The 25,242-nt window shown below is 68.4% G+C and carries 21 protein-coding genes and 4 pseudogenes; 15 read left to right on the forward strand and 10 right to left on the reverse strand.

Features of this window, described 5'->3' with window-relative positions:
* Positions 1 to 5 precede the first annotated feature (5 nt).
* From F9278_RS04940 to F9278_RS48445, 3 genes and pseudogenes are all read left to right on the forward strand, one after another.
* Positions 6 to 560 (forward strand): NADPH-dependent FMN reductase, encoded by a 555-nt coding sequence (locus F9278_RS04940; protein WP_152167172.1) that lies wholly within the window; start codon positions 6 to 8, stop codon positions 558 to 560.
* 548 nt (positions 561 to 1,108) lie between these two features.
* Positions 1,109 to 1,773 (forward strand): annotated as a pseudogene (locus F9278_RS04945) (sigma-70 family RNA polymerase sigma factor).
* Between the two features lie 373 nt (positions 1,774 to 2,146).
* Positions 2,147 to 2,566, forward strand: a complete 420-nt coding sequence (locus tag F9278_RS48445; protein WP_152167173.1) for an MFS transporter — start codon at positions 2,147 to 2,149, stop codon at positions 2,564 to 2,566.
* A gap of 55 nt (positions 2,567 to 2,621) precedes the next feature.
* Here F9278_RS48445 and F9278_RS04955 read toward each other — a convergent pair whose 3' ends face one another.
* The 3 genes from F9278_RS04955 to F9278_RS04965 all read right to left on the reverse strand — a co-directional run bounded on the left by F9278_RS04955 (position 2,622) and on the right by F9278_RS04965 (position 5,851).
* Positions 2,622 to 3,947, reverse strand: a complete 1,326-nt coding sequence (locus F9278_RS04955) for an MFS transporter (protein ID WP_152167174.1) — start codon at positions 3,945 to 3,947, stop codon at positions 2,622 to 2,624.
* Positions 3,948 to 4,146: 199 nt separating this feature from the next.
* Positions 4,147 to 4,611 (reverse strand): zinc ribbon domain-containing protein, encoded by a 465-nt coding sequence (locus tag F9278_RS04960; RefSeq protein WP_152167175.1) that lies wholly within the window; start codon positions 4,609 to 4,611, stop codon positions 4,147 to 4,149.
* A gap of 37 nt (positions 4,612 to 4,648) precedes the next feature.
* The gene (locus F9278_RS04965) at positions 4,649 to 5,851 is read right to left on the reverse strand and encodes a CaiB/BaiF CoA transferase family protein (RefSeq protein WP_152167176.1); all 1,203 of its coding nucleotides are present in this window, start codon (positions 5,849 to 5,851) and stop codon (positions 4,649 to 4,651) included.
* 175 nt (positions 5,852 to 6,026) lie between these two features.
* Here F9278_RS04965 and F9278_RS04970 point away from each other — a divergent pair, with 175 nt between their 5' ends.
* The 6 genes and pseudogenes from F9278_RS04970 to F9278_RS04995 all read left to right on the forward strand — a co-directional run.
* Positions 6,027 to 6,821 (forward strand): IclR family transcriptional regulator domain-containing protein, encoded by a 795-nt coding sequence (locus F9278_RS04970; protein ID WP_152167177.1) that lies wholly within the window; start codon positions 6,027 to 6,029, stop codon positions 6,819 to 6,821.
* A gap of 144 nt (positions 6,822 to 6,965) precedes the next feature.
* Complete coding sequence (locus F9278_RS04975; RefSeq protein ID WP_193241370.1) at positions 6,966 to 7,751, forward strand: IclR family transcriptional regulator; 786 nt, start codon at positions 6,966 to 6,968, stop codon at positions 7,749 to 7,751.
* Positions 7,752 to 7,871: 120 nt separating this feature from the next.
* Positions 7,872 to 8,639, forward strand: coding sequence for a citryl-CoA lyase (locus F9278_RS04980; protein WP_152167179.1), 768 nt, complete (start codon positions 7,872 to 7,874; stop codon positions 8,637 to 8,639).
* A gap of 19 nt (positions 8,640 to 8,658) precedes the next feature.
* Positions 8,659 to 9,150: a ribonuclease E activity regulator RraA gene (gene rraA, locus F9278_RS04985; protein ID WP_152167180.1), complete on the forward strand. Its 492-nt coding sequence runs from the start codon at positions 8,659 to 8,661 to the stop codon at positions 9,148 to 9,150.
* Positions 9,151 to 9,352: 202 nt separating this feature from the next.
* Positions 9,353 to 10,642, forward strand: a pseudogene (locus F9278_RS04990) (IS3 family transposase).
* Positions 10,633 to 11,484 (forward strand): annotated as a pseudogene (locus tag F9278_RS04995) (aldo/keto reductase); the annotation flags it as partial. The pseudogenes F9278_RS04990 and F9278_RS04995, both read left to right, overlap by 10 nt.
* Before the next feature lie 300 nt (positions 11,485 to 11,784).
* Here the strand turns inward: F9278_RS04995 and F9278_RS05000 are convergent.
* The 3 genes from F9278_RS05000 to F9278_RS05010 form a co-directional block, all read right to left on the reverse strand.
* Entirely contained in the window at positions 11,785 to 12,561 is a 777-nt protein-coding gene (locus F9278_RS05000) for an ABC transporter ATP-binding protein (RefSeq protein ID WP_152167181.1), read from the reverse strand.
* Positions 12,561 to 13,322, reverse strand: a complete 762-nt coding sequence (locus F9278_RS05005; RefSeq protein WP_193241371.1) for an ABC transporter permease — start codon at positions 13,320 to 13,322, stop codon at positions 12,561 to 12,563. The genes F9278_RS05000 and F9278_RS05005 overlap by 1 nt, the downstream gene beginning before the upstream one ends.
* Before the next feature lie 86 nt (positions 13,323 to 13,408).
* On the reverse strand, positions 13,409 to 14,431 hold the full coding sequence (locus F9278_RS05010; protein WP_152167183.1) for an ABC transporter substrate-binding protein: 1,023 nt from the start codon (positions 14,429 to 14,431) through the stop codon (positions 13,409 to 13,411).
* A 479-nt stretch (positions 14,432 to 14,910) separates the two neighbouring features.
* On the opposite strand from F9278_RS05010, the gene F9278_RS05015 reads away from it, so the two are divergent.
* Entirely contained in the window at positions 14,911 to 15,429 is a 519-nt protein-coding gene (locus F9278_RS05015) for a cupin domain-containing protein (RefSeq protein ID WP_226966640.1), read from the forward strand.
* Here F9278_RS05015 and F9278_RS05020 read toward each other — a convergent pair.
* The 4 genes from F9278_RS05020 to F9278_RS05035 form a co-directional block, all read right to left on the reverse strand.
* Positions 15,398 to 16,096: an NHL repeat-containing protein gene (locus F9278_RS05020; protein WP_152167185.1), complete on the reverse strand. Its 699-nt coding sequence runs from the start codon at positions 16,094 to 16,096 to the stop codon at positions 15,398 to 15,400. The two genes, F9278_RS05015 and F9278_RS05020, sit on opposite strands and share 32 nt — an antisense overlap.
* A 25-nt stretch (positions 16,097 to 16,121) precedes the next feature.
* Positions 16,122 to 16,904: an oxidoreductase gene (locus F9278_RS05025; RefSeq protein ID WP_152167186.1), complete on the reverse strand. Its 783-nt coding sequence runs from the start codon at positions 16,902 to 16,904 to the stop codon at positions 16,122 to 16,124.
* Between the two features lie 78 nt (positions 16,905 to 16,982).
* Complete coding sequence (locus tag F9278_RS05030; protein ID WP_152167187.1) at positions 16,983 to 17,561, reverse strand: TetR/AcrR family transcriptional regulator; 579 nt, start codon at positions 17,559 to 17,561, stop codon at positions 16,983 to 16,985.
* A gap of 130 nt (positions 17,562 to 17,691) precedes the next feature.
* On the reverse strand, positions 17,692 to 19,173 hold the full coding sequence (locus tag F9278_RS05035) for a CoA-acylating methylmalonate-semialdehyde dehydrogenase (RefSeq protein ID WP_152173703.1): 1,482 nt from the start codon (positions 19,171 to 19,173) through the stop codon (positions 17,692 to 17,694).
* A 165-nt stretch (positions 19,174 to 19,338) separates the two neighbouring features.
* Between F9278_RS05035 and F9278_RS05040 the strand changes: the two genes are divergently transcribed.
* From F9278_RS05040 to F9278_RS05065, 5 genes and pseudogenes are all read left to right on the forward strand, one after another.
* Positions 19,339 to 20,937: a PucR family transcriptional regulator gene (locus tag F9278_RS05040; protein WP_152167188.1), complete on the forward strand. Its 1,599-nt coding sequence runs from the start codon at positions 19,339 to 19,341 to the stop codon at positions 20,935 to 20,937.
* A 762-nt stretch (positions 20,938 to 21,699) separates the two neighbouring features.
* Complete coding sequence (locus F9278_RS05050) at positions 21,700 to 22,695, forward strand: SMP-30/gluconolactonase/LRE family protein (RefSeq protein WP_193241372.1); 996 nt, start codon at positions 21,700 to 21,702, stop codon at positions 22,693 to 22,695.
* A 413-nt stretch (positions 22,696 to 23,108) separates the two neighbouring features.
* Positions 23,109 to 23,345: a hypothetical protein gene (locus F9278_RS05055; protein WP_193241373.1), complete on the forward strand. Its 237-nt coding sequence runs from the start codon at positions 23,109 to 23,111 to the stop codon at positions 23,343 to 23,345.
* Positions 23,342 to 24,326, forward strand: a pseudogene (locus F9278_RS05060) (carbohydrate ABC transporter permease). The gene F9278_RS05055 and the pseudogene F9278_RS05060 overlap by 4 nt, the downstream one beginning before the upstream one ends.
* A complete protein-coding gene (locus F9278_RS05065) occupies positions 24,323 to 25,171 on the forward strand; it encodes a carbohydrate ABC transporter permease (RefSeq protein WP_152167190.1) in 849 nt (282 codons plus the stop codon). The pseudogene F9278_RS05060 and the gene F9278_RS05065 overlap by 4 nt, the downstream one beginning before the upstream one ends.
* The last annotated feature ends 71 nt before the right edge of the window (positions 25,172 to 25,242 follow it).

The following is a 25,242-nucleotide window of genomic DNA, read 5'->3' on the forward strand; positions in this document are numbered from 1 at the left end:
CAGTCATGCCCACCCGGATTCTCGCTCTGGTCGGAAGCCTTCGGTCCGGCTCGCACAACCGGCAGCTCGCTGAAGCGGCCGTCACGCACGCACCCGTCGGCGTCGAGGTGCAGATCTTCGAAGGACTGGCCGAACTCCCCTTCTACAACCAGGACATCGACACGCCGGGGAACGTTCCCGCCGCCGACGCGCTGCGCGCCGCGGCCGGGGCCGCCGACGCCCTCCTGCTGTGCGCACCCGAGTACAACGGCGCGATGCCGGCCCTGCTGAAGAACGCCATCGACTGGCTCTCACGTCCCTATGGCCAGGGCGCCATCAGCGGGAAGCCGGTCGGCGTCATCGGCGCCGCCCACGGACAGTACGGCGGCGTGTGGGCCCAGGATGATGCCCGCAAGGTTGCGGGCATCGCCGGTGGAGCTGTCGTCGAGGGCATCAAGCTCGCCGTGCCCTTCTCCGGAGACCGCTTTGACGCCACCCACGCGGCCAAGGACCAGGAAATCGCCGAATCCATGCCCCGGATACTCACCGCCCTGGCAGACGTCTGCCTGACGGACGCCTGACGGCAAACCAGGCCGCGATGACCCGCCCCTCGCGGCGGTTGCTCTGCCCGGCCGCCCGATGACAGCCCACCGGTCCGGTTTCCCGGACAGCCCGGACCGGTGGGCACCGGCACCCGCAGGTCAGTGGCCCCGACTGACGCACATTCTGAGAAGCCGCCCAACACCCCCACCTGAATGATCGATCATCGATCAGTTCATGAGGAGATGCCATGCAGACTCAAGAACCGGAGTTCCAAGGGACGACGCCCGACGGGTTCGACACCGTCCGTGACGCCTCCGCGGCCGGCCCTCTCCAGCGCGGTGAGGGCGGTCCGTGCACCCGGGACACCGCCCAGATGCCGCGCTCGGCAGCCAGGGGCGTCTCATCGGGCACCGGTCGGCACCGCGGACGGTGCGCTGACGAGCCGTGTGACTTCGGCGGACAGACATACGTCGGACACGGCCGTCACCGCCGCCCTGCGCGACCAGGCCCGGCGTACAGAGTTCCCGATGGCCGCGATGACGTGTCGAGACATCCGGAGGCCGGCGCCGATGACCGCGAGAGTGAGCTGCGCCGGGAGACGCACGAGTCCGCCGCGGAGCACGACGCGCACTTCGCGCAGGCCCTGGATTTCCTGGACGGCATGTACTCGGCCGCGGTGCGCATGACGCGCGACCCGGCCGACGCGGAGGGTCTGGTGCAGGAGGTGTACGCGAAGGCGTACACCTCCTTCGGCCAGTTCCGGCAGGGCACCGATCTCAAGGCATGGCTCTACCGAATCCTCACCAGCACGTTCATCGACACCTACCGCACCATGCGACGGGAGCCCCAGCGCAGCCGGACGGAGGAGACCGACGACCGGCAGCCGGCCCGGGCCGGGTCGCACATGCCGACGGGCTGCGCTCCGCCGAGCGCCAGGAGCTCGACCTCCTGCCCGATGCGGATGTGAAGGCCGCGCTCCAGGCGATAGCGGAGGAGCCCCGGATCGCCGTCTACTTGGCGGACGTCGAGGGGTACACCCGCCAGGAGATCGCCGACATCATGGGCACCCCCATCGGCACGGTGGCCACCCACCTGCACCGGGGCCGGGGCCAACTGCGCGTGCTGCTGCAGGACTATGCGCGTGGGCGCGGGTCCGTCCCCCCGCGCGTGCCGCCCGTCAGCTCGAACCAGACCGATCCGCCGCGTCCGCGGGGTCTGTTGCCCGGAAGGGCGCCGGCGCGTCCGCGTTGAGCAACGTCCCGCGGCCACAGCGCACACCTGCCGATGGACATCCGCATCCAGCAGAAGGGCTTTCGACATGCTGCCACCGTCGTCCGGCGTGTCCGGTATCCATGTGGCACGCCAGTCGAGCGGATCGCCGAGCCGCCGTCGGCCACACGCCGTGGTGGAGGCATCGTGGCGGGCGACCGTCCGGGCGAGGCCGCCGCGCTGGCGGCGCTCGCATTCGCGGGGATGATGTGCGCCGTCCAGACGGCGCTCGTTCCGGTCCTGGCTGCCCTGCCGGCCCTGCTGCGCACCTCGTCGTCCTACGCGAGCTGGGCGATCACCGCGACGCTCGCAGCTCGTCGTCATGGTGGTGGGGCGGACTCTGCAGGGTTTCGTGATGGGGGCCATCGCGCTGGGTCTCAGCATCATGCGCGGGTGCGTCCTGCTCGTCGAACACGTCGACTGGCACGTGCTCTTCTGCACCATGGCCGGCATCGGCCTGCTCGTCATGGCGCTGACGATGTGGGTGGTGCCGCAGTCCCCACCGTCTGCCCCGGGCGGCTTGGACCTGCTGGGTGCGGTGGGCCTGTCCGCCGGCCTGGTGGCGCTGCTGCTGCCGATCAGCAAGGGTGGCGACTGGGGCTGGGCGAGCACCATCACCTTGGGTCTGTTCAGCGCCGCGGTCGTGATCCTGCGGTCCTGGGGCGCCCTGGATCCCTCCCAGACAGCGGCGGCGAACGGTCTCAACAGCCTGATGCGCTCGATCGGCACCTCGGTGTCCAGCGCGGTCATCGGCACGGTGCTCGCCCATCCGTGATCGCATGCTCCGCCGGAGGGCCCCCCGGGTCAGCCGGGGTTGTGCACGGAGGCACTCACTCAGGCAGGGGTTTGCCCTTGGTCTCGGGGCAGAAGAGCGCGACGACGAGCCCCAGCACGTAGATGAGACCGACGGTGGTGGCCGCGATCCCGTAGCCGCCGAGCCGGGAGATGATGGCGCCCGCGGTCAGTGGGCCGAGGAACGCGATGAAGCGCGCGGCGTTGAACACGAACGCCGCACCGGTCGCCCGCAGGTGCGTCGGGTAGAACTCGGGCAGCCACACCGGCATCCAGGTGTACTGGCCCAGGGTGAAGAACCCGTTCACGACGAGGACGAGCACGATCAACCGGAGATCGTGCGTCCACAGGAACAGCACCGGGGTGAGCACGAGCGAGGCGCCGAAATACAGCAGGACCGCGGGTCTCCGGCCGAACCGGTCGGCGAGGAAACCGAAGGCGATGTAGCCGGCGACCGCGCCGACGTTGTAGATCATGCCTGCCCGGCTCGCCCAGGCGGCGGCGTCCTGCCCGGAGTCGGACGCGAGGGAACCGACGTAGGCCGGCACCCAGGTGGAGACGCCCCACCAGCCGAGTGTGGTGGCCAGGGACATGAGCGAGCCGAGGATCGTCAGCATGCGCAGCTTCGGGTCGGACAGCACTTGGTACAGGGTCAGCCGGGTGAAGGACCGCTCCCCCGCGGTCAGTTCGTCGTCGCCACGCTCGCGCAGCTCGCGTCGGCGTTGATGTGCGGCGGTCCACTGCTCCGACTCGGGCACCTTCCGCCGCAGCCACAAAGCGAACAGCGCGGGCAGCACGCCGATCAGGAAGAGGTAGCGCCAGGAGTCGGCGCCGAGAGGGGCGATGAAGTACCAGCATGCCGAGGCGACGAAGAAGCCGAGTCCCAGTCCGCACTGCATCAGGCCGGCGGCCTTCGCCCGCGCGTTCTTCGGCCAGGTCTCGGCGACCAGGGCGGTGCCGGTGCCCCACTCGGATCCGAGCGCGAAGCCGGTGATGAACCGCAGCACCAGGAACGAGGTCCAGGACCACGACAGCGCCGTGAGGCCGGTGAAGGTCGCGTACAGGACCATCGACGTCAGCAGTGCGCGGCGGCGGCCGAAGTAGTCGGCGAAGATCCCGCCCAGGATCCCGCCGAATCCCCAGCCGAGAAGGGTGAGGGAGATGGTCACGCCAGTGAGGAAGGAAACCTGGGTCGCCGACGCGGACGGGTCGAGCTGTCGCAGCACGACGCCGGCGGTCAGAATGAGCGCGTAGGTCTCGAACCCGTCGAAAAGCCAGCCGAGATTGGCGGCGAACAGGGAGCGGCGCTGGGTGCGGGTCAGTGTTCCGGCCCGTGCGGTTCGGGCGGCGGCGATTTCGGCCATTGATGTCTCCTTTCGGGGCCGCTGACGACCCGGGAAACGAGGAGGCAACGGAGTCGGCGTCCTATATCAAGGACGTCACGTCCTGCATGAGAGACATTAAATTGAGGGTGTCAAGGCGGTCAAGAAGGCTGCAGCAACGCTGGGGACCACAGGCAGCCGGCGGAAGCACGGCATGGGATCGACCGGGGTTCCGCCGCTCTCAGCGGTGGAAGGCCGACGTGGAGCCGCAGAACTCGACGACGGGAAGGGCCTGACGCGGGGGTTCGGTGGCGGACACCACGCGCACCCGGGCCCCGGACACCACTCCCATCGGCGGGGCCCCCGTGACTTTACAGAAAAGGCTGAACCCCTCCTCCATGGTCACGAAGCAGGTGTTGTGCAGGGTGATGTCGCGGCGAACGACCACTCCCCTGCCCGAGCCGCGTTCGCAGACCAGATCCGTGGAGCCGCAGGCACGGCAGAGCGAACGGCGGTAGTTGGGAGTACGGCACCAGCGACACCGCTGGAAGGTCAGCACGCCGTCGGCCGGTGGTGCGGTCGGCCCGGGAGCCTCGGGGGAATCCGTCTCAAGGGTGGCGGTGACCGGCTCGGCGATGGTGGCGCCGGTGGTCACCCCCTGTTCTTTCCCGGCCTTGACGTGTTGCCGGCCATCGATTCGCAGCATGACGCTCTCCTGCACTCGGTGCGGGGGTGGAGCCCGGTCAGGCCCCGTCGCCCGCTCGCGGCTTCGCCTGCCTCCGCTCGGCAAGCTCTCTCTTGATCTCGTCGTTGTGCTCGCCGAGGGTGGGCGGCGCGAGCATCTGCGTGGCGGTGGCGCCGTCGAAGCGGTGTGGGGGACGAATGTGCTCGACCAGCCCCTCGGTCGGGTGAAGCGCCGATATGACGACCCCGAGGTGCTGGAACTGCGGGTCCTGGATGGCCTCACTCGGCTCCAGGACCGGGGCATGCGGAACGTCCGCCGACGACAGCTCCACGAGCCACTCGTCGCGAGGCCGCTTCGCGAACGCGGCCTGCAGCATCGCCCGGAGCTCGTCGTAGTTCGCGATCCGTGCGGCATGGGCCGCGAAGCGCGGGTCCTCGGCCAGTTCGGGAAGCCCCACCGCGTTGATGAGCCCGAGCCAGAACTTCGGTGGCGAGGACAGATGCAGGGCGATCAGACGGTCGTCCGAGCAGCGCATGGCATAGCTCTGCGAGACCGCTGCCCTGCCGTACGGCCCAGGATTCTCGCCCGTTCCGAAGAAGCTGGAGTACGGCTCGGCGAGGAAGTGCGCCATGGCCTCGATCATCGAGATCTCGACGAGCCCGCCGCCACCCCGGATACCGCGCCGCACCAGGGCCGCCAAGACGCCCTGGGCGGCGTAGAGCCCGGTGACCGCGTCGGCGACTGCCGGCCCGCTGATCCGGGGATCGGACCGGTCCAGGGTCAGGCTGAGCATCCCGCTGTAGGCCTGCGCAACCGTGTCGTATGCGGGGCGCGCCGCGTAGGGGCCGGTGCTGCCGAGGCCGCTGATGGCGCAGTACACGAGGTCCGGGTTGAGGGCCCGCAGCCGCTCGCTCCCGACGCCCAGTCGTTCCGCGGCGCCAGGCCGGAAGTTGTGTATGTAGACGTCGGCGGATTCGATCAGGTCATCGAAGACCGCACGGTCCTCGGCGTCCCGGGTGTCCAGGGTGATGCTGCGCTTGTTCCTGTTGACCGCGCGGAACGTGGGGGCGTACAGAGTGCCGTCGTAGGAGCGGAAGACGTCCCCCGTGCCGGGCCGCTCGACCTTGATCACATCGGCGCCCATGTCACCCAGCAGGAGGGATGCGAGCGGGCCGGTGATGAAGGAGCCCTGTTCGACCACGCGCAGGCCCCGTAGGGGAAGGTCCGCGGGGTCGGGAGGTGCCGAGGATTCGCGTTCCATGACCGTACCCACTCTTTCGCATAGCGACCAACTTTTCGCATAGCGCACAGTACGAGGGCGTCCGAACTGACGTCAAGCAGGTCAAGGGGGCGAGAATGGCCCTGGTTGGCGCTGCGCGCTATCCTCATTGCGCATAGCGCACAATGTCGCCGCGTAGCGGCCGAGGGGAGGGCCAATGGGATCCGATCACGTCTCGTCGCTCGCGAAAGGCCTGGAGGTTCTCCAGGCCTTCAACAGGGAGCGGCCGGAACTGACCATCAGTGAGGTCGCCCGCATCATCGGGGTGACCCCCGCCGCGGCGCGCCGGTCGCTCCTGACACTCAAGGAACTGGGTTTCATCACCACCCACGGCAAGCGCTACCTCCTGACCCCGCGCGTCCTCAGGCTCAGTGAGGCGTTCCTGTCGTCCGTGAGCATGCAGGAGGTCATGCACCAGTTCCTGCAGGAGATCGTCGACCGGACCGGCGACAGCGCTTCCGTGGGCGTTCTCGACGGCGTCGACGTGGTGTACGTGGCGACCGTCTCCGTGAAACGGCCGTATCAACTGACTCCCACCGTGGGCACCCGGTATCCGGCGTACGCCTCTTCCCTGGGGCACGCGATCCTGTCCGCCTCCACGCCGGACGTCGTCGAGGACGTCCTCGCGCGATCCGAGCTCAGGCGCTACACCGACAAGACCCTGGTCGACCACCAGGATCTCCTGGCGGCGATCAAGCACGCCGCGACCAGCGGGATCGCCGGATCGAACGAACTCCTCACCTACGGCGTCATCTCGGTCGCCATGCCCATCCTCGACACGGACGGACAGGTGATCGCCGCCGTCAACTGCGCGACGACACCCACGGAGACGGGCTTCGACCAACTGCTCGAGACGCGGCGGAACCTGCTGGAACGAGCTCGCTTCCAGATCAGCGAGGCCCTCCGCCAGCACCCCGTACTGGCACACTCCGTCCGAGGACGCTCCCAGTGAAGCCGTGGCCAAACCTCCCTGTGTCCCGCGTACGGGATGTAGAGTCCTCTCACTAGGACTAACGCAAGCGGGCTCGACTCGGCAGCGTGGCGAGGAGGCCCGCGTCTAACAGGGAAGATGCCCGTGCCTAACGAGGTTCCCGCTGTGAGCGCAGCGATCCGCATCCTCGAGCGCCTTGCCGCGGAATTGCCACGAGCCGTTTCGCCGACCGCCCTGGTGAACGAACTCGGGCTCAATCGTTCGACCTGCTACAACATCCTGACGACGCTGCAGCGCGCCGGCTGGGTCAACAAGCTGGAATCCCGAGGCGGTTGGACACTCGGCCCCGGCCTGCTGGCCCTGACCGGGGTCAGCGACGACTCGGCCGTAGAGGTGGTCCAGGAGGAGATCGACAACCTCAGCCGCCGTCTCGGCTACGTCGTCTTCGCAGCCAGGCAGGACGGATCGGGGGGCTACACGGTCATCGCGGTGTCGGATCCCCGGCGAGGGGTGCGGGTCATCGTCGACGTCGGCGACCGCTTCCCGTTCTCCGCCCCGGCACTCATGCAGGCGACGTACGCCCATCGGCCGTTCGGTGACTTCCTCGCCGCGGCCCGCAGCCGGGCCGTGGAAAGGTTCACGGAACACACGGTCGTCGACCTCGACGAGCTGGCCAAGGTCTTCTCCGAAGTGCGCAGGCGCGGCTTCAGCACGAGCGTCCGGCAGTTCAATCTCGCCCAGAGCGGTACCGCGGCACCGGTCTTCGACCGGGCGGGCAAGCCGCATCTGTCCGTGGGCACGCTGGCCTTCTCGAGCGAACTGGACGAGGGCAACATCGAGCCGGTCGGCCGGCTGATCAGTGCCACCGCGGGACGCATCACCGACCGCACCGGCGGTACGTACCCGCCCGAGGTCGAGAACGACGAACCCGAGGCGGAGCCGGCCTCGTAGGCGAGCGCCCTGGCCATTGCCGCCGCCCGCCACCACCCCTCCCGCGCCTGGAGTACCTCCTGTACTCTTGCGCTAAGCGCAAAGCATGGCGCATAGCGCAAGAGAGGGAGGGTGGAGGACATGGCTCGATCCACACACATGAAGACCTCGATGGCGGAGGTGACCCCCGACCGCATCGTCGTGCGCGGTCTCGACCTCGCGGACGAGCTGATCGGCCGGACGACCACCGCCGAGTTCTTCTACGTGCTCCTGACCGGGAGCCGACCGTCCGCGACGCAGGCGCGCATCCTCGATGCCTGCATCGTGGCGATCGGCGAGCACGGCCTGGTCCCCTCCGTACAGGCGGCGCGCATGACCTACGCCTGCGCGCCGGAGGCGTTCCAGGGCGCCGTCGCGGCGGGTCTGCTGGGCGCCGGCTCGGTCGTCCTGGGCAGCTCCGAGACCACCGCGCGGGCGCTGAAGCAGATCGTCGACCTGGCAGCGGACGACGACCTGGACGGCGCGGCAAAGAGCGTGCTGCAACAGCTCAAGGACCAGGGCGCCGCCGCCCCGGGCGTCGGACATCCGGTGCACAAGGCCGGCGACCCGCGCGCGGCGAGGCTGCTCGAGTTCACCGAGAGCCTGGGCGCCCAGGGTGTCCACACCAGCGCACTCCACGCCATGACCCGAGCGGTCCCGCTCGTGTACGGCCGTGAGCTGCCGCTCAACGTGTCGGGGGCGATCCCGGCAGCCCTGCTCGACGTCGGGTTTCCCCTGCGGGCCATGAAGGGTGTCCCCCTCGTCGGCCGCACCATGAGCCTCGTCGCCCACCTGCTCGAAGAGATGGACTCGCCCATGGGATTCGGCCTGGCCTCGGCCGCCGAAGCCGCCGTCACCTACGAGCCCTAGAGCCGCACGGAGAACATCGATGACCACGCTGCCCCTTGTCCCGACCGCCGACCTCTACGACGAGCACGGCGCAGGCCTGGACTCCTGCGACACCCAGCTCCACCAGTACGGCGGCCGCCGCGTCTTCCGCGGAATCGCCACCACCATCCGCGTTCACGACGACAACATCCTGGTCAAGGAGGCGGTCGCCGAACCCGGCGCCGGCCGCGTCCTCGTCGTCGACGGCGGCGGCTCGTGCCACTCCGCGCTGCTCGGTGACAACATGGCCGTCACGGCCGCGGCCAACGGCTGGGAGGGAATCATCATCCACGGCTCGGTGCGCGATGTGGCCGCGCTCCGCCAGGTGGACCTCGGCATCAAGGCCGTCGGGTCCAACCCGCGCCGCAGTGGCAAGGCCCGGACGGGCCTGCGGGACGTCCCCGTGAGCTTCGGCGGGGCAACCTTCTCTCCCGGCGACGAGGTCGTCAGCGACGACGACGGGGTCGTTGTCCTGCCCGCGACGCGCGGCTAGCGACCCCCGTCGTCCCGCTGCGTCCCCGCCCACAGGCACGGGGCGCGGCCGGGGCAGCCCGACCGCCCCGGGCGTCGGAGCAACTGACGGGCCGGGCAGTCGGATCACGGCGCTGACCCTCGGTGGCGAGGATGCCCAGGACGCGCCGCGTGAACCGCCCCGGTTCGAATGGAGACTCGATTCCGTGTAAGGACTCCGAGTCATGGCACGACCCTCGATGTACCCGCCCGAGCTGCGCAGGCGCGCGGTCCGCATGGTCGCGGAGATCCGCGACGGCTATCCGACCGAGACCGCCGCGCTGAACGCGGTGATGGAGAAGCTCGGCATCGGTTCGCGCGAGACGCTGCGCAAGTGGATCCGCCAGGACCAGATCGACACCGGGCAGCGGCCGGGGACGACGACCGAGGAGGCCGCGCAGGTCAAGGGCCTGAAGAAGGAGATCGCCGAGCTGAAGCGGGCGAACGAGATCCTCAAGGCGGCTTCGGCTTTTTTCGCGGCCGAGCTCGACCGGCCACACACGCGCTCGTAGCGTTCATCGACGAGACGCGGGACCGCTTCGGCGGTGTCGAGCCGATCTGCACCGTGCTGGCAGCACACGGCATCAGCATCGCCCCCTCCACCTACTACGCGGCCAGGAAGCGCCTGTTGGCGCTCTCGGCACGAACCGTGCGGGACGAAGAACTCAAGGAACAGATCAAGGAGGTCTACCAGTCCAACTACCGGGTCTACGGCGCCAGGAAGGTCTGGCGACAGCTCAACCGCCAGGGCCACGAGGTGGCCCGCTGCACGATCGAGCGCCTCATCCGCGAGCTCGGCATCGCCGGCGCCGTCCGCGGCAAGAAGGTCATCACCACCATGCCGGATCCGGCCGCCGCCCGGGCCCCGGACCTGCTCGACCGCGAGTCGTCGCCCCGGCTCCGAACCGCACCTGGGTTGCCGACTTCACACACGTCGCGGCCTGGGCGGGCGTCGTCTATGTCGCGTTCGTCGTGGACACCTTCTCGCGTCGCATTGTCGGCTGGTCCGCGTCGTGTCGAAGGAGACCCAACTCGTCCTGGACGCCCTGGACATGGGGCTGTGGCAGCGCGACCGCGACGGCCGTCCGCCGGCCCCTGGCGAGTTGGTCCACCGCTCCGACGCCGGGTCGCAATACACCTCATTTCGCCTCGCCGAACACCTCGACGCGGCTGGCATCGCGGCCTCGATCGGCTCGGTCGGCGACGCGTACGACAACGCGCTGATGGAGTCGACGATCGGTCTGTTCAAGACCGAGGTCATCAAACCGCAGCGGCCGTGGAAGACGCTCTCGCACGTCGAGCTCGCCACCGCCGAGTGGGTCGACTGGTACAACCACCGCCGGCTCCACGGTGAGATAGGGCACATTCCGCCCGTCGAATACGAAGCCAACTACTACCGAGCAACCACGAAACCCCAGCTCACAGCCACCAACAGAGATCTCCAACGAACCCGGGGCGGTTCAACCGCGGGGTGACCTTGCCGGACACCTCCGACTTCTACGGTGCCGGGCACAACGAGGAACTGATCGGACGAGCCATCGCCGGACGTCGCGACGAGGTGGTGCTGGCCACGAAGTTCGGCTTCGCCAACCGCCTGGGCGAGCCCACCCGGGTCCGCGGCGACGCCGCCTATGTGCGGCAGGCGTGCGAAGCGTCACTGCGCCGGCTCGGCGTCGACCACATCGACCTCTACTACCAGCACCGCGTCGACCCCGAGGTGCCGGTCGAGGAGACCGTCGGCGTCATGGCCGAGCTGGTGCGGGCCGGGAAGGTCCGCCATCTCGGGCTGTCCGAGGCCGGCGCAATGACCCTCCGGCGGGCGCACGCGGTGCACCCGATCGCCGCGCTGCAGAGCGAGTGGTCGCTGTGGACCCGCGACCTGGAGGCGGAGATCGCCCCGGTCTGCCGCGAGCTGGGCATCGGCCTGGTCCCGTTCTCCCCGCTCGGGCGCGGCTTCCTGACCGGCCGCTACAACTCGGTCGAGGCGCTCGCGGAGACCGACATGCGGCGCAGGCAGCCGCGTTTCGCCGACGGCAACCTCGAACGGAACCTGGCGATCGTCACGAGGCTGAACGAGTTGGCCGCGGCCAAGGGAGTCACCGCCGGCCAGCTCGCCCTTGCCTGGGTGCAGCACCGGGGCGACGACGTGGTGCCGATCCCCGGAACCCGGCGGCAGCGGTACCTGGAGGAGAACCTGGCGGCCCTGGCCCTCGTGCTGTCCACCGAGGACCTCGCCGCCATCGAGGCCGCCGCCCCGCCCGAGCAGGTCGCGGGGCCCCGCAACGACGCGGCCAGCCTCACCTTCGTCAACGGCTGAGCCGGCCGGGGAACCCCGCGCCCGGACCGATCTCGGTGTCTACCACCTGGATGCGAAGCCGGTGATTCGGGCCGTGAACTCCGGTTCCCCCTTGGTCGGGGCGGTCTTGGAGGGGGAACGATCGTGACGGTCTCCCCCGCGGTCTGCGGGCCGGTACGAGATGGCGGCCCAACGGACGTGCGACCGTCCGCCCTGTCGACGACATCGGCGGACGGTCGCTTGATGCACGGTGCGCAACGCCTCGCGTCATCGCCTCTCAGAAGCAGACAGACGCGTCACCGTCGCGCAACCTCGTGGCGTTCACACGCCCGTGATCTCGGCCGGATCGAGCCCTCGGGTGAGTTCCCGCCGAAGGTCGACCATGTCCATGGAGCTGAGATCCCGTGGCTGCGCGGCGTCGACCCGCACGTCGTGGATGACTTCAGCGGGACGAGAAGAGAGCACGACCACTCGGGTGCCCAGCGCCACGGCCTCTTCGACGTCGTGCGTGACGAAAACGATCGTCGTGCCGGTGCGTTCCCACAGCGTCACGAGATCGGCCCGGAGCTTCGTCCGCGTCTTGATGTCCAAGGCACTGAGCGGCTCGTCCATCAAGAGCATCCGCGGCTGAACCGCAACGGCTCGCGCGATGGCGACCCGCTGCTTCTCTCCTCCGGAAAGCTGATGAGCGGGTTTGCGGGAGACGTGACTCAGGCCGAGGAGACTGAGCTTCTCTTCGGCGACCTCACGGAATTCTCGGCGGCGTCCCCTCATTCCCCTGAGGGTCATCCCCAGGACGACATTGTCGCGGGCCGACAACCAGGGGAGCAGACGAGGGCTCTGGAACACGTAAGCGAGCTCCGACCAAGCCTCGTGAGGTGGTTTTCCGAAGACGGTGACCTCTCCGGCCTTGGGCGGTATCAGGTCACCCAGGATCCGCAAAGTCGTGGACTTACCGCAACCCGAGGCGCCGAGGACGCAGAGGAATTCGCCTTCCTGAACATCCAGATGGAAGTCGGACATGATCGTCTCAGACCCGAACTGGATCTGCATGTCCTCTATCCTCACCGCCAGGGCGGCGGTCTGAGTGGAAGTCATCAGTTGTTCCTCTCCTCGACAAGCGTTCCCGATCGCCGTGAAGCGAGTCTCCCGAGCGGATCGAAGACGAGATGGTCCACCACGAAAACAATGGTCACGACCGCCAGAATGGACGCGAAGACGGTCTCGGTCTGGAAATTCTGGCGGGCCTGGTTCATGACGAGGCCAAGACCGCGCTCGGCCCCGAAGAACTCCGCGATGATCGCCACCTTCCATCCGACCGAGAAGGAAAGTCGAGCGGCGGCCAGCGCGTAGGGGAACAGCAACGGCAGCTCAACCTTCAGGGCCACCAGATACCTTCGCCGTGTGAAGCTTCTCCCCATTTCGCGCAGCTCGGGGTCGATCGCTCGGAGCCCTTCGCGCAGGGTGACCATCGAAAACGGGAGGAGGATCAGCACGACGACGAAGACGACGGCGCCGTCGGACACACCGAGCCAGATGACGCCGAGGATCGCCCACCCCACTGACGGGACCGCGTTGACGAACGGAAGCAGCCGAGAGCCGAAGAGGCCGTCCACGACGGGAAGGAGATGCGCGATGAGAGTCAGGACGGCACCGATCGCCATCGCGATGACCACGGCCAGGACGATCCGGACCATAGAGATGAACGTCTGATCGGCGAGGTTCCCGATCAGCATCTCCTTGAGGGACTTCGCCACCTCCAAGGGGGCAGGCAGCAGGTACTCCGGCTGGTTCTGGGCGGCGAAGTACCAGACGACGACGACCAGCAGTGGAACGCCATTGGCGAGGACACGGCTCATGATGCGAGACCTGGCCGGCGGCCTCTTCGCTCCCCGGTCGGCCACCTTGCCCTCAACTGCTCTGGGCGCGCGCATGAGTGCCTTCGTCATCGTACGACCACGTCCTGGATCTCAAAGGGCTTGGGGATGTCCCCGGTCTGGGCGGCCTTGTCCAGGAAGGACTGGGCGTCGGCGACCGCCCTGCCGTCGAGGTTGCCGAGGTAGTCGTAGACCGTCCCTTCACCCCACTGCGTGAGGATGAATCCCTTGGGGAGTCCGGTCTGCTCCGCCACGTCGACGGCGATCTTCTCGAGGTTCGCCTTCGCGTAGTCGATCGACTTGGTGAGCATGGCCTGGAAGGCCTGGTAGCAAGTCTCGTTCGCATCAACCTGGTCGGCAAGGGCCACGTAGGCCCCGCCGACGATGTTGTGACCGCCGGTCGCCTTTCGCCATTCGGCGTCGGTGTCCATGACGCGACGATGCTTGCCATCGGTGCCCAGGACGTACGCGGGAAAGCTGGTCACTGCCGCAGCGTCGACCCGTCCGCGGTCGAGGGCGGTGGTCAACTGGGCGGGGTCGAGCTCGACCCACTTCATGTCGCCGCCCTGCAGTTCCGCGTTGAAGCCGTAGTTCTCATGGAGGACGATCTGGTTGTTCAGCGTCGTCGTCGACCCGAAACTGGTGACGCCGATCTTCTTGCCGGCCAGGTCCTTGACGCTGTTGATGTCGCTGCCCTTCGGCACATAGATGCCGGGCGCACTCGGAGTGGGCTTGTTGTGGGACGCACGTCCCGAGGAGACAGCGAGGATGCGGAGGTCGATCCCCTTGCTCCTCGCCAGGGGGACGCCGATCAGAGACGATTCGATGACGTCGTACTGATCCGTTCCGACCGCTTGAATGAGCGCCGGGATGGTCAGATAACTCACCTTCAGACCAGGGAACTTGGATGTGTCGATCTGATCGTGGCTGATCGCCCACAGCGCCGTGCGGCGGACGTCGTCATCGGCTACGGCGATCTTGAAGTTGCGGCAATCGCCGGCGGCTCGTGCCGGTTCGCCGCCGCAGGCACTGAGCACTCCGCTCACGGCCGCCACTAGAGCGAGAACTGTTGCGATCTTCGTTTTTCCCATTGCACCGTTCCTTACCCCTTACGTCGACACCGGGCCTCGCTGCCCGTCGACTGTGCCGGGAGCATCAGAATGGTGTGACCCCCACCTCACGTCAATACCTATTGTCTCCTCACCAAGACGAGAAGTCTCGGGTGAGCGACAACAGCGAGCGCCACGCATCCCGACAGTGACCCACCACGGGGCACCTCATCCATACGTCGGCAGCCGCCGACAACTTCAACTGCGAGCACATGCGCAAGCGGTCCGACGTGGGATGATCCACATGATCCCAAGGTCGAGACCCATGAGTCCGTCAGAAGCAAACCCCTTTCGGCGCGGCCTCACATCACGACCCACAACGCGCGTCGTGACGGCGACCGAACCATTGACAGAAGCGTAAAAGTCCACGAATGTGTCATCCACGTCTCACCCATGAGACATTTTTCGGGCGGATCACAGATCCGGAAGGGACGGACCACATGGTCGCTCTCGTCAGACGCGTGGTAACCGGTCATCGGGACGGCAAGGCCGTCGTGCTCACCGACGGCCCGGCACCGACCGAGCACCAGTTCGAGTCGATCCCGGGGATGCTGACCTCGATCCTGTGGGCAACGGACCCGATCCCCCGGGCCGACGTCGACGAGGCGGCACCGAAGGGCGTACTCGCGCACCCTGACCCAGGTCAGACGCGCTTGATCGTGGTCGAGTTCCCACCGGTGTCGGTCATGACCGCGGACGGGTTCGACCCCGAGGCAGCGGCGGCGGAGACCATTGAGCACCAGCCCGGCATGGCCGAGCGCTTCGAGACGGACAGCAGCGGCCTCCACCTCACCGACTCCGTCGACTACGGCATTGTCCTGAAGGGCCGGATCTGGCTCGAGCTCGAGGTCGGCGACCCGACTCCCCTCGAAGCCGGTGACGTCGTCATTCAGCAGAAGACCCGGCATGCCTGGCGGAACCTCGGCACCGAGCCCGCCCGGATGGCCTTCATCCTGATCGGAACAACTCCCGGTGACTGACGCCCTGACGGGCCGGGACACCACAACCTGCCCAACAGGACAGCTCCCTGCGGCACAGTGCGCAGGGAGCGGGACCGGCCGGCACGGGCGACCTGGACTGCGCCGTCCCATGCCTTTCGTCGCTGCTTGCCGGGACTACGCCGGGATGGAAACCACGGTGCACTCGGCGTTCCGCGGTGATGGATGGGTGAAGCGGGCGTTGGGCGGGGACGTTGAAGCCCTCCTGGAAGGTGATGTCACCGCCGAGCGGCACCCGGACCACGTCGGCCTGCGAGGGCAGGCCGTCTCGGCGGCCGAAGGGGAGCTTGTACAGCACGGGGACCAGTGAGCCGGTGACCCAGGCCGCATCCCGGGTGAAGGCGAAGTCGTTGACGACCAAGCCTTCCGCAGCGAGCCGGTAGGTCGTGACGACTCCCCCGGTCGCCGGGTTGATCACCCAGGCAGTGCCTGCCTGCCCGCCCGCGACGAACAGACGGCCGAAGGTGTCGAGGGCGATGCCGGCCGCGCCTGCGCCCGGTCCGCGAGTGAGAAGCCGGCCTGTGCCGGTGTCGAGGTCGAGCTTGTACACGTCACCGTTTGCCAGAGAGGTGATGTACGCGGTGGGGCCGCTGCCGATCGCTATGCCCTCGGGGAAGAAGCCGGCGGGACTGGCGGCGTTCCGGCGCATCCCGGCACGCGGGACTCTTCGCAGGTCAGGTGGCCTTGAGCGTGCCACCGTCGATGACGTAGTCCGCACCGGTGACATTGCCGACTACATCGGACAGCAGGAACGCGATCAGTGATGCCACCTCGTGGGGCTCGCTGATCCTGCCGGTGGTGATCGAGAACGCTTGCGGAATCTGCTCGAGGAACGCGGCATGCTCAGCGCCCGCGAGAGCGGCGATCTTGCCGCCGAACCCGTCGGGGTCCTCCCAGACGGACGTGCGGACGACACCGGGCGACACGGTGTTGACTCGTACGCCCTGAGGGCCGAACTCCTCGGCCAGCGACTTGCCGAGGGCTGTCAGTGCCGCCTTGGCCGCGCTGTAGGCCACCGGACCCGCGGCAGGAAGCCTTGAGTTGACGGACGAGACGTTGACGACCGAGCCGCGGTGCTCGATGAGGCTGGGCATGGCTGCCCTGGTGACGCGAACCGCACTGAGCAGGTTGAGGTCGAAGATGGCCTGCCATGCCGCGTCGTCCGTGCCAAGGAAGCCGACCGGCTCCAGCGCGTCACCTCCGCCGACGTTGTTCACCAACAGGTCGAGGCCGCCCAGCTCAGCGAGCGCCTGCTCCATGAATGCGCTCACCCCGTCGGCGGTGCTGAGGTCGGCCGACACGGGGACGGCTCCCGTTTCCTTCAGTTCGGGCGTGACCGTGCGGGCGGCGCCGACGACGCGGGCGCCCTCCGCGATGAGTGTCCTGACGGTTGCCAGTCCGATGCCTCGGCCGGCACCCGTCACGATTGCGGTCTTGGAGTCGAGGTTGAGCTTCATGATCCACCAATTCTTTACCTGTGAGTACAAAATTTGGGCAGGGGTCGGCCAGTCGGCGGTTCGGTTCGGTTCGTGTGATCAGAGGGCGTCGACGGTCGCGTCGATCACCCTGGACAGGCGGTCCGGCCCGTCGGCGACGCGGGCCAGGATCCTCAGCCCGACGACACTGTTCAGCAGCAGACTCCCGAGGGCCTCGGGATCACGGTCGGATGCGATCTCCCCCGAACGCTGACCTTGCACGATCAGCTGACGGAACGCGTCTTCGGTTCGGTCGAACATCCGGCGGACCACCGCGGTCGCGGTCTCGCCCGTTCCCGCCAGTTCCGCAGCGGTGTTCACCGCCATACAGCCGCGACGGTCCGGGTCGGCCAGATCCATCTCCGCCAGGAGTCGCAGCATGGTGCGCAGCCGGTCCTTCACCGGACCTGTCTCGTCGAGCAACTGCGCCAGCAGTTCCGTCTGGTTGTCGCGGTAGCGACGCAGAGCCAGTTCGAACAGCGCTCGTTTGCTGCCGAAGGCGTTGTAGAGACTCCCCTTGCCCAGACCGAGTGCGTCGACCAGGTCCTGGGGCGTTGTGGCGGCGTACCCCTTCCGCCAGAACACCTCCATGGCTCGCTCGACCGCGATGTCCGGATCGAACTGCTTCGGCCGTCCCATGGCCGGAACAGTACGCATTCTGTACCTTCAGGTCAAGAAGCTGGACGCCGCCGTGCTCCGTCGAGGCCGGTGCGGTGTGCCTGGAAGGGCATCATCCGTGTGCGGCTGAGGAGCCACGGCGGTGTCTCCTTCAGACGGTCTGAGGGAAGCCGAGGTTGAGGCCGCCGTGGCTGGGGGCCCGCCAGCGGGAGGTGACGACCTTGCCGCGGGTGAAGAAGTGCACTCCCTCGGTGCCGTGCGCGTGCGTGTCCCCGAACAGGGAGTTCTTCCAGCCGCCGAAGCTGTAGTAGGCCACCGGCACGGGAATCGGCACGTTGATGCCGACCATGCCGACCTCGACCTCGTTGTAGAAGCGGCGGGCGGCTCCGCCGTCGTTGGTGAAGATCGCCGTCCCGTTGCCGTACGGGTTGGAGTTGATCAGTTCGAGGGCCTCGTCGTAGGAGTCCACCCGGAGTACGGACAGGACCGGCCCGAAGATCTCGTCCGTATAGCAGCTCATGTCGGTAGTGACGTGGTCGATCACCGTGGGGCCGAGCCAGAACCCGTCCCGGCCGCCGTCGGCGCGCACCTCGCGGCCGTCGACGACCAGGCTCGCGCCGTCCTGTTCGGCCTGGTCGATGTAGGAGGCGACCCGGTCGCGGTGCGCGGCGGTCACCAGGGGCCCCATGTCACAGCCCCGGGTGCCGTCGCCCGTCCTGACGGTCCGGGCCCGCTCGGCGATCTTCGTGACGAGTTCGTCGGCGACGGCGCCGACCGCCACCACGGCCGAGATGGCCATGCAGCGCTCGCCCGCCGACCCGAACCCGGCGTTGACCATGGCGTCGGCGGCCAGGTCCAGGTCGGCGTCGGGCAGGACGACGGCGTGGTTCTTGGCTCCGCCGAGAGCCTGGACCCGCTTGCCATTGGCGGTTCCCGTGGCGTACACGTACTGGGCGACCGGGGTGGAGCCGACGAAGCTGACGGCCTTGACGGCCCGGTGGGACAGCAACTCGTCGACGGCGGTCTTGTCGCCCTGCAGCACGTTGAAGACACCGGCGGGCAACCCCGCCTCTGCCCACAGCGCGGCCAGCCACAGTGCGGCCGACGGCGCCTTCTCGCTCGGCTTGAGCACGACGGTGTTGCCGGCCGCGATGGCCACGGGGAAGAACCACATGGGCACCATGGCGGGGAAGTTGAACGGCGCGATGACGCCGACCACGCCGAGCGGCTGCCGGGCCGAGTGCACATCCACCGCGGTCGAGGCGTTCTCGCTGAAGTCGCCCTTGAGCAGGTGCGGGATGCCGCAGGCGAACTCCACGACCTCCTGTCCGCGGGTGACCTCGCCCAGCGCGTCGGACAGGACCTTTCCGTGCTCGCTGGTGATGATCTCGGCGAGCTCGTTCTTGCGCTGGTTGAGCAGTTCGCGGAAGCGGAACACGATCGCTGTGCGCTTGGCCAGTGACGTGTCGCGCCAGGCCGGGAAGGCGGCCGCGGCCGCCTCGATCACCGCACGGGAGTCCGCCACGTCGGCCAGCGCCACCTCGCGCGTCACCGCGCCGGTCGCCGGATTGGTCACTGCGGCGGCACGTCCGCTGGTGCCGGGAAACGCCTTGTTGTTGACCCAATGGCCCATGCGTGCCAGGTCGCTGATCGCCACGGTTTCCTCACCCTCACTCGATCACTCACAACAGACGGAGCCGACGCTCCGAGCAGGGCCGTCCGCCCGCCTGCTGCGAGGCTTCCAGAACCCGCTCCGACGATCTGTTCACCTGTGAGGGGAGTTCTTTACGATGCGTCAATGCAGCCGAGCATCCGGGAAGTCCTCCAGCTGTCCGCCATGGCCGCGGGCCGGCCGCACCTCGTCGGCGGCCGCGAACACCTCGACCGCCCGGTTCGCTGGGTGCACATCAGTGATCTCACCGATCTCACCGACCTGCTGGAGGGCGGAGAACTCGTCCTGACCACCGGTCTTCCCCTGACCGAGGGCGCATGGCAGGCAGAGGCCTACCTGACCATGCTGGCCGCGCAGGACGTGGCGGGCCTCGTCGTCGAACTGGGCGCCCGTCTCGGCACCGTGCCCGAGCATCTGGCGACCCTCGCCGACTCGCTCGCCCTGCCACTCGTGGCCCTGACCGACAGAATCCGTTTCGTCGAAGTCACCCAGCAGGTGCACCGGCTGATCGTGGCCGACCAGTACGAGGAGGTCGAGTTCGCCCGCACCACCCACGAGGTCTTCACCTCGCTCAACATCGCCCGTGCCTCCACCACCGACATCGTCACGCGCGCGGCACAGACCCTGGGCGCACCTCTCGTCCTGGAAGACGTCAGCCGACACGTGCTGGCCTACTGCGCGCTCCACACCCCGACCGCCGACCTCCTGCGCCAGTGGGCCGAACGCTCACGCCTCCACGACTCCGCGAGCACCCCAGCACACGGCTCCGCCTGGTCGGCCGTCCCCGTGGGCGTCGGCTCCGAACGGTGGGGCCGACTCGTCCTGCCCGCCCGGACACCTCACGCATCCCGCGCCCGCATGGTCCTCGAACGCGCCGCACAGTCCCTCCAGTTGCACCGGATGATCCAGCAGGAGCGCGACGCCCTCGTGGTCCAGGCGCTCGGCGGCCTCCTCGACGACCTGCTGAGCGGCCGGATCGGCGAGGAACCCGAGGCCATGGCCCGGGCGGCCGCCCTGGGTCTCACCCCGAACAACCAGTACGCCCCGCTGTCCGTGCGCGTCCCGCGGCGCCCCAACACCGACGCGTTGACGCAGGGGGAGGTCGACCGTCGTCTCCTGAACGCCGTCCGCCAGGCAGTGGCCGCCACAGGCGAGACCGCGATCGCCTCCATCCGCCGCGAAGGGACCGTCTCGGCGGTCATCTCGTGCGCGTCCAAGGGAGCCGATCACGTACTCGACGCCGTGTGCACCGGCCTGCGCGACCGACTGACCGGGCGAAGCGGCACAGACGGCTGGGCCGCCGGCACCGCACCCTCATCGTCCAGCCTCATCGGAGCGGCACAGGGTCTCGCCGAGGCAGAACACGTCGCCGACGTCGGCCTGACCATGCCCAAACCCAACCGCCTCTACCGCTCAACCGATGTACGTCTACGTGGACTTGTCGCTCTCCTGCGCGACGACCACCGTGTCCAGAGGTTCGCGGAGACCGAACTGGGACGCCTGCTCGACCACGACACCCGCACCGGCGACAACCTCCTGGCCCTGCTGCGCACCCACCTCGACTGTTCCGGCTCGAAGACACACACCGCACGCCTTGCGGGCCTGAGCCGCCCCACCCTCTACAGCCGTCTGCGCTTCATCGAACGGATTCTGGGCGTCTCCCTCGATTCCGTCGAGTCACGCACCTCGCTCCACACCGCGCTCATGGTCATCGACGCCCGCTGACGCATTCGCGAGGCTCGCCGTTGCACAAGAACGGCCCGCCCACACCCTGCGGCTGCTTGCGCGGAGCGTTGTGGCCCACCTTCACCTGCCGCCTCACTGCCGCCGAGCGCGACTCACACGCCGACGCGAGCCCACGTGGGGAAGCCTCTACACCCCATCCCGAGCGCCCTATGCCCGCAAGCGGCACGTCGTGGTCGACACACTCGGCCTGCTACTGGGCGTGATGGTCACCGCCGCGGGCACCGGCGACCGCACCCGCCGGGCAGGTGGCCGAACCGGATTGCCCGGCCCGAGACAGAACACGCGGCACCGGGGCGTCCCGCTGCTCGGCGATCCAACACCGCGAACTGTTCATGAGGCCCCACGTATGAAGGGGTCTCGTCGCCCACAAGCGTGCGGGCGACACACCATTCCCGTTTCCGCCAGGGGTCCCGTCAGGCGGTGCTGCAGGACCCCGGCGGGCGTCGTGATGGCCGCGAGACGGTACGGGGAAGCCGGGTTCCCCGAACAACTCACGGGCCGTGTCAGTGATCCGGGCTCGAGTGTCAGCCGCTCGTCGCGCAGGGTCGCGGTACCGGTGGCGCTGGGCAGTGCCGGTGCTGCCTGCCTGTCGTCATGTTGTTCCTCGGTCTGGCTGATGTTTGACACTCAAGTGGCCATAGCGCACTATATTGAAAGTACTTTCATATAGGGACTGCGATGCGCGCCTCCCGTGCCGGCCACCGTCCGGCCCAAGCATCTGAACCTGAAGGAATCTGGATCATGAAACTGCCCATTGCCCTGCCCGCCGGTCTGATCGCCGTGGCGCTGGCCGCCGCGCCGAGCGCCTACGCCAACGAGTCGTCCCCCTTCCTCGCTGGGAAGGCGCCCGCAGTGGCCGCCACTGCCTCCGCGCACCCGTCGCAGTGGCCGACGACCCTGCCGATGCCGAGAGGCGAGCGGCCCGAAGGCATCGTGATCAAGGGCTCCACCGCCTACGTCACATCCTTCGCGGACGGCACCATCTACCGCTTCGACCTGAGGACCGGGGAGCGGAAGGTACTCACCCCGGCAACCGGCGTCGGATCGATCGGCATCATGCTCGACGGCAAGGGACGCCTCTTCGTCGCCGGTGGCTACGGCGGAGACGTCCGGGTGATCGACTCCCGCAGCGGCAATCTGCTGGCCACCTACCAGCTCGCCAAGGACACCTCGACCGCCGTCAACGACTTCGCGGTTCTCGACGGGGCCATCTACGTCACCGACTCCCTGTCCCCGAACCTGTACAAGCTGCCCCTGGGCCAGCACGGTGAGCTGCCCGAGCAGAGCCAGGTCAGGACCATCCCCCTCGAGGGCATGCCCTACAAGGGTGACGGCGACCAGGGCTGGAACGCCAACGGCATCACCCCCACCCCCGATGGCAAGGCGCTCCTGGTCATCCAGACCAACACCGGCACACTGTTCCGGGTGGACCCGGCCACCGGCCGGGCCACGCCGGTCGACGTCCATGGCGCGGACATGTCCTGGGGCGACGGCATGCGCCTGGAGGGCCGCACGCTCTACGTCGTGCGCAACACGCCCAACAAGCTGTCCGTCCTGCACCTCAACAAGACCGGTACTGAGGGCCGGCTCGCGCACGAGGTGACCGATCCCCGGTTCGACACCCCCACCACGGTCGCCCGCCACGGCAACACGCTCTACCTGACCAACGCCCACTTCTACTCCGCGGACCCCGCCAACACCGACTACGCCATCACGGCGATCCCGGACCCGGCCTGACACACCTGCGGCGGCCAGGGCACACGACCCGGCCGCCGCAGACCGCCCACCTCCCACGAACCGAGCCGGCCCAGCCCGGCCCAACGCACTCGCTCCAGCCGAGGAGGGCCCCGCCAGGCCCGCTGCCCCCTCGACCGCCGGCGGCCACCGTCCGCATGCCGCCACCGACATCGGTGCCACCGTGCTCATCGCCGCCCTCAGCGTGTTTCGTCACCTACCTCGCGATCAGGGGCGCCAGCGTCGCGCTGACCACCAGGGCCGGTGGCACGGCCCAGGCACAGCAGTTACTGATGGACGACTGGGGCGCGCAGCACGTCGGCGTGCACGGCCTTGACAACCTCCGGTGCGCCTAGCTAGGGCACACCTGTGCCGATCCCAGGGCACACCTGTGCCAAAACCCATGCGGAACCGCGATGAACACATCTGCCAGACGGCGTCTCACCGCCGCAGTCCTGACCGTCGTCACCGTCACCGCCGGTGCCACCGCGTGCTCCTCCGGTGGGGGCGACACCTCCACGAAGGCCGAGGACGGCGGCACGTACACGATCTGGGACCCGTACCCGCAGTACAACGGGGTCGGCGTCGCCGAAGGACGCGCTCGGCGCGGCCCAGTCCGCCGTCAAGTGATCGGGACTCCGGCCCGCCGATGAAGCACACGACACCTCTGCCGGACCGTCGGCGGGTGCCCGACCGGGACGGGGCGGCCACCGTCGCCGCCCCACCCCGGGCCAGCACCACGCCCCGGCGCCGTCCCGCCTCCCCGCAGTGGGCGGCCTGGACGTTCCTCGCCCCGGTCACCCTCTATCTGATCCTCTTCTACGCCTATCCGATCTAACGCAACGCCGATCTGAGCCTGCGCGACTACACCGTCCGCTCCTTCGTCCAGGGCGACGCCCCCTTCACCGGACTGGCCAACTACCAGAAGGTCTTCGACGACCCGACGTTCGCTCCGGCTCTGCTGCACTGTCGTCTTCACCGTCGTGTGCCTGGTCGTCCAGTACGCGATCGGCCTGGCGCTGGCGGTCTTCTTCCACCCGCACTTCCGTCTCTCCGCCACCCTGCGCGCCCTGTTCCTGGTGCCCTGGCTGCTCCCGCTGATCGTGTCGGCCTCCACCTGGTCGTGGATGCTCAACAGCGACTCCGCCATCGTCAACGCCGCGCTCCACGCGATCGGCATCGGCCCCGTGAACTGGCTGACCTCGCCGTCCTGGTCGCTGACCTCGGTAATCATCGCGAACATCTGGATCGGCGTCCCGTTCAACCTGGTCGTGCTCTACAGCGGACTGCAGTCCATCCCGGCCGGCCTGTACGAGGCCGGCGCCCTCGACGGGGCGGGCCCCTGGCGGCGGTTCCGGAGCATCACCTTCCCGCTGCTGCGCCCGGTCTCCGCCATCACCCTCCTCCTCGGCCTCGTCTACACGCTCAAGGTCTTCGACACCATCTGGATCATGACCAAGGGCGGCCCGGCGGACTCGTCCACCACCTTCGCCACCTGGTCCTACCAGCTCGGCTTCGGCAACCTGCTCCCCGCCTTCGGCCCCGGCGCGGCCGTCGGCAACCTGCTCGTCGTCGCGGCCCTGGCCTTCGGCCTGGTCTACGTCCGGGTCCAGCGAAAGCAGGCGCTGTCATGACGCACGCGCGAACGATCCCCCGCCGACGCCGCTCTACCTGGGGAGAGTCAGCCATCGGCCTCCTGCTGACCGGGATCATGCTCTTCCCGGTCTACTGGATGCTCAACGTGTCCTTCACCCGCGACCAGGACATGCGCAAGAGCCCGCCCGACCTGTTCCCGGCCCACGCCACCTTCGAGGGCTACCGGGCCGTGCTGGACGACCAGCCGCCCTACCTCGGTACGAGCCTCGTCATCGGCCTCGGCACCGTGGCGCTGACCGTGGCCCTGTCCTCACCCGCCGGCTACGCGCTGGCCAGGCTGCGCCCACGCGGCGGCGGACTGCTCAACTTCGTGCTCCTGGCCGCCCAGATGATCCCCGGCATCATCATGGCGATGGGCTTCTACGCCATCTACCTCCAGCTCGGTCTGCTCCAGTCCGTCCCCGGCCTGATCGTCGCCGACTCCACGCTGGCCGTCCCCTTCGGTGTCCTGATCTTCACCGCGTTCATGTCCGGCATCCCCGGCGAACTGCTCCAGGCCGCCAAGACGGACGGAGCGGGGCCGCTGCGCACCTTCTGGTCGATCGTGCTGCCGATGAGCCGCAACGCCGTCGTCACGGTCTCCCTGTTCGCGTTCCTGTGGTCCTGGTCCTGGTCCGACTTCGTCTTCGCCAGCACCCTCGCGGGCGGCGGCGCCCACGAACCGATCACGCTCGGCATCCACCACTACATCGGCGACAACAACCAGCAGTGGAACGCCATCATGGCCACCGCCGTCGTGGCCTCCCTCCCCGCCGCGGTCATCCTCGTCCTCGCCCAGCGCTATGTCGCCGCCGGTGTGACCGCCGGCGCCGTCAAGGACTGACAACTGTCAAGGACAGACAGTGGACCGACCGCGCGCGACCTCGCTCACGAGCCGCCGCGCGAGCACCGTCG

Origin of the sequence: Streptomyces phaeolivaceus, assembly GCF_009184865.1 — a bacterium.
Lineage (GTDB): Bacteria > Actinomycetota > Actinomycetes > Streptomycetales > Streptomycetaceae > Streptomyces > Streptomyces phaeolivaceus.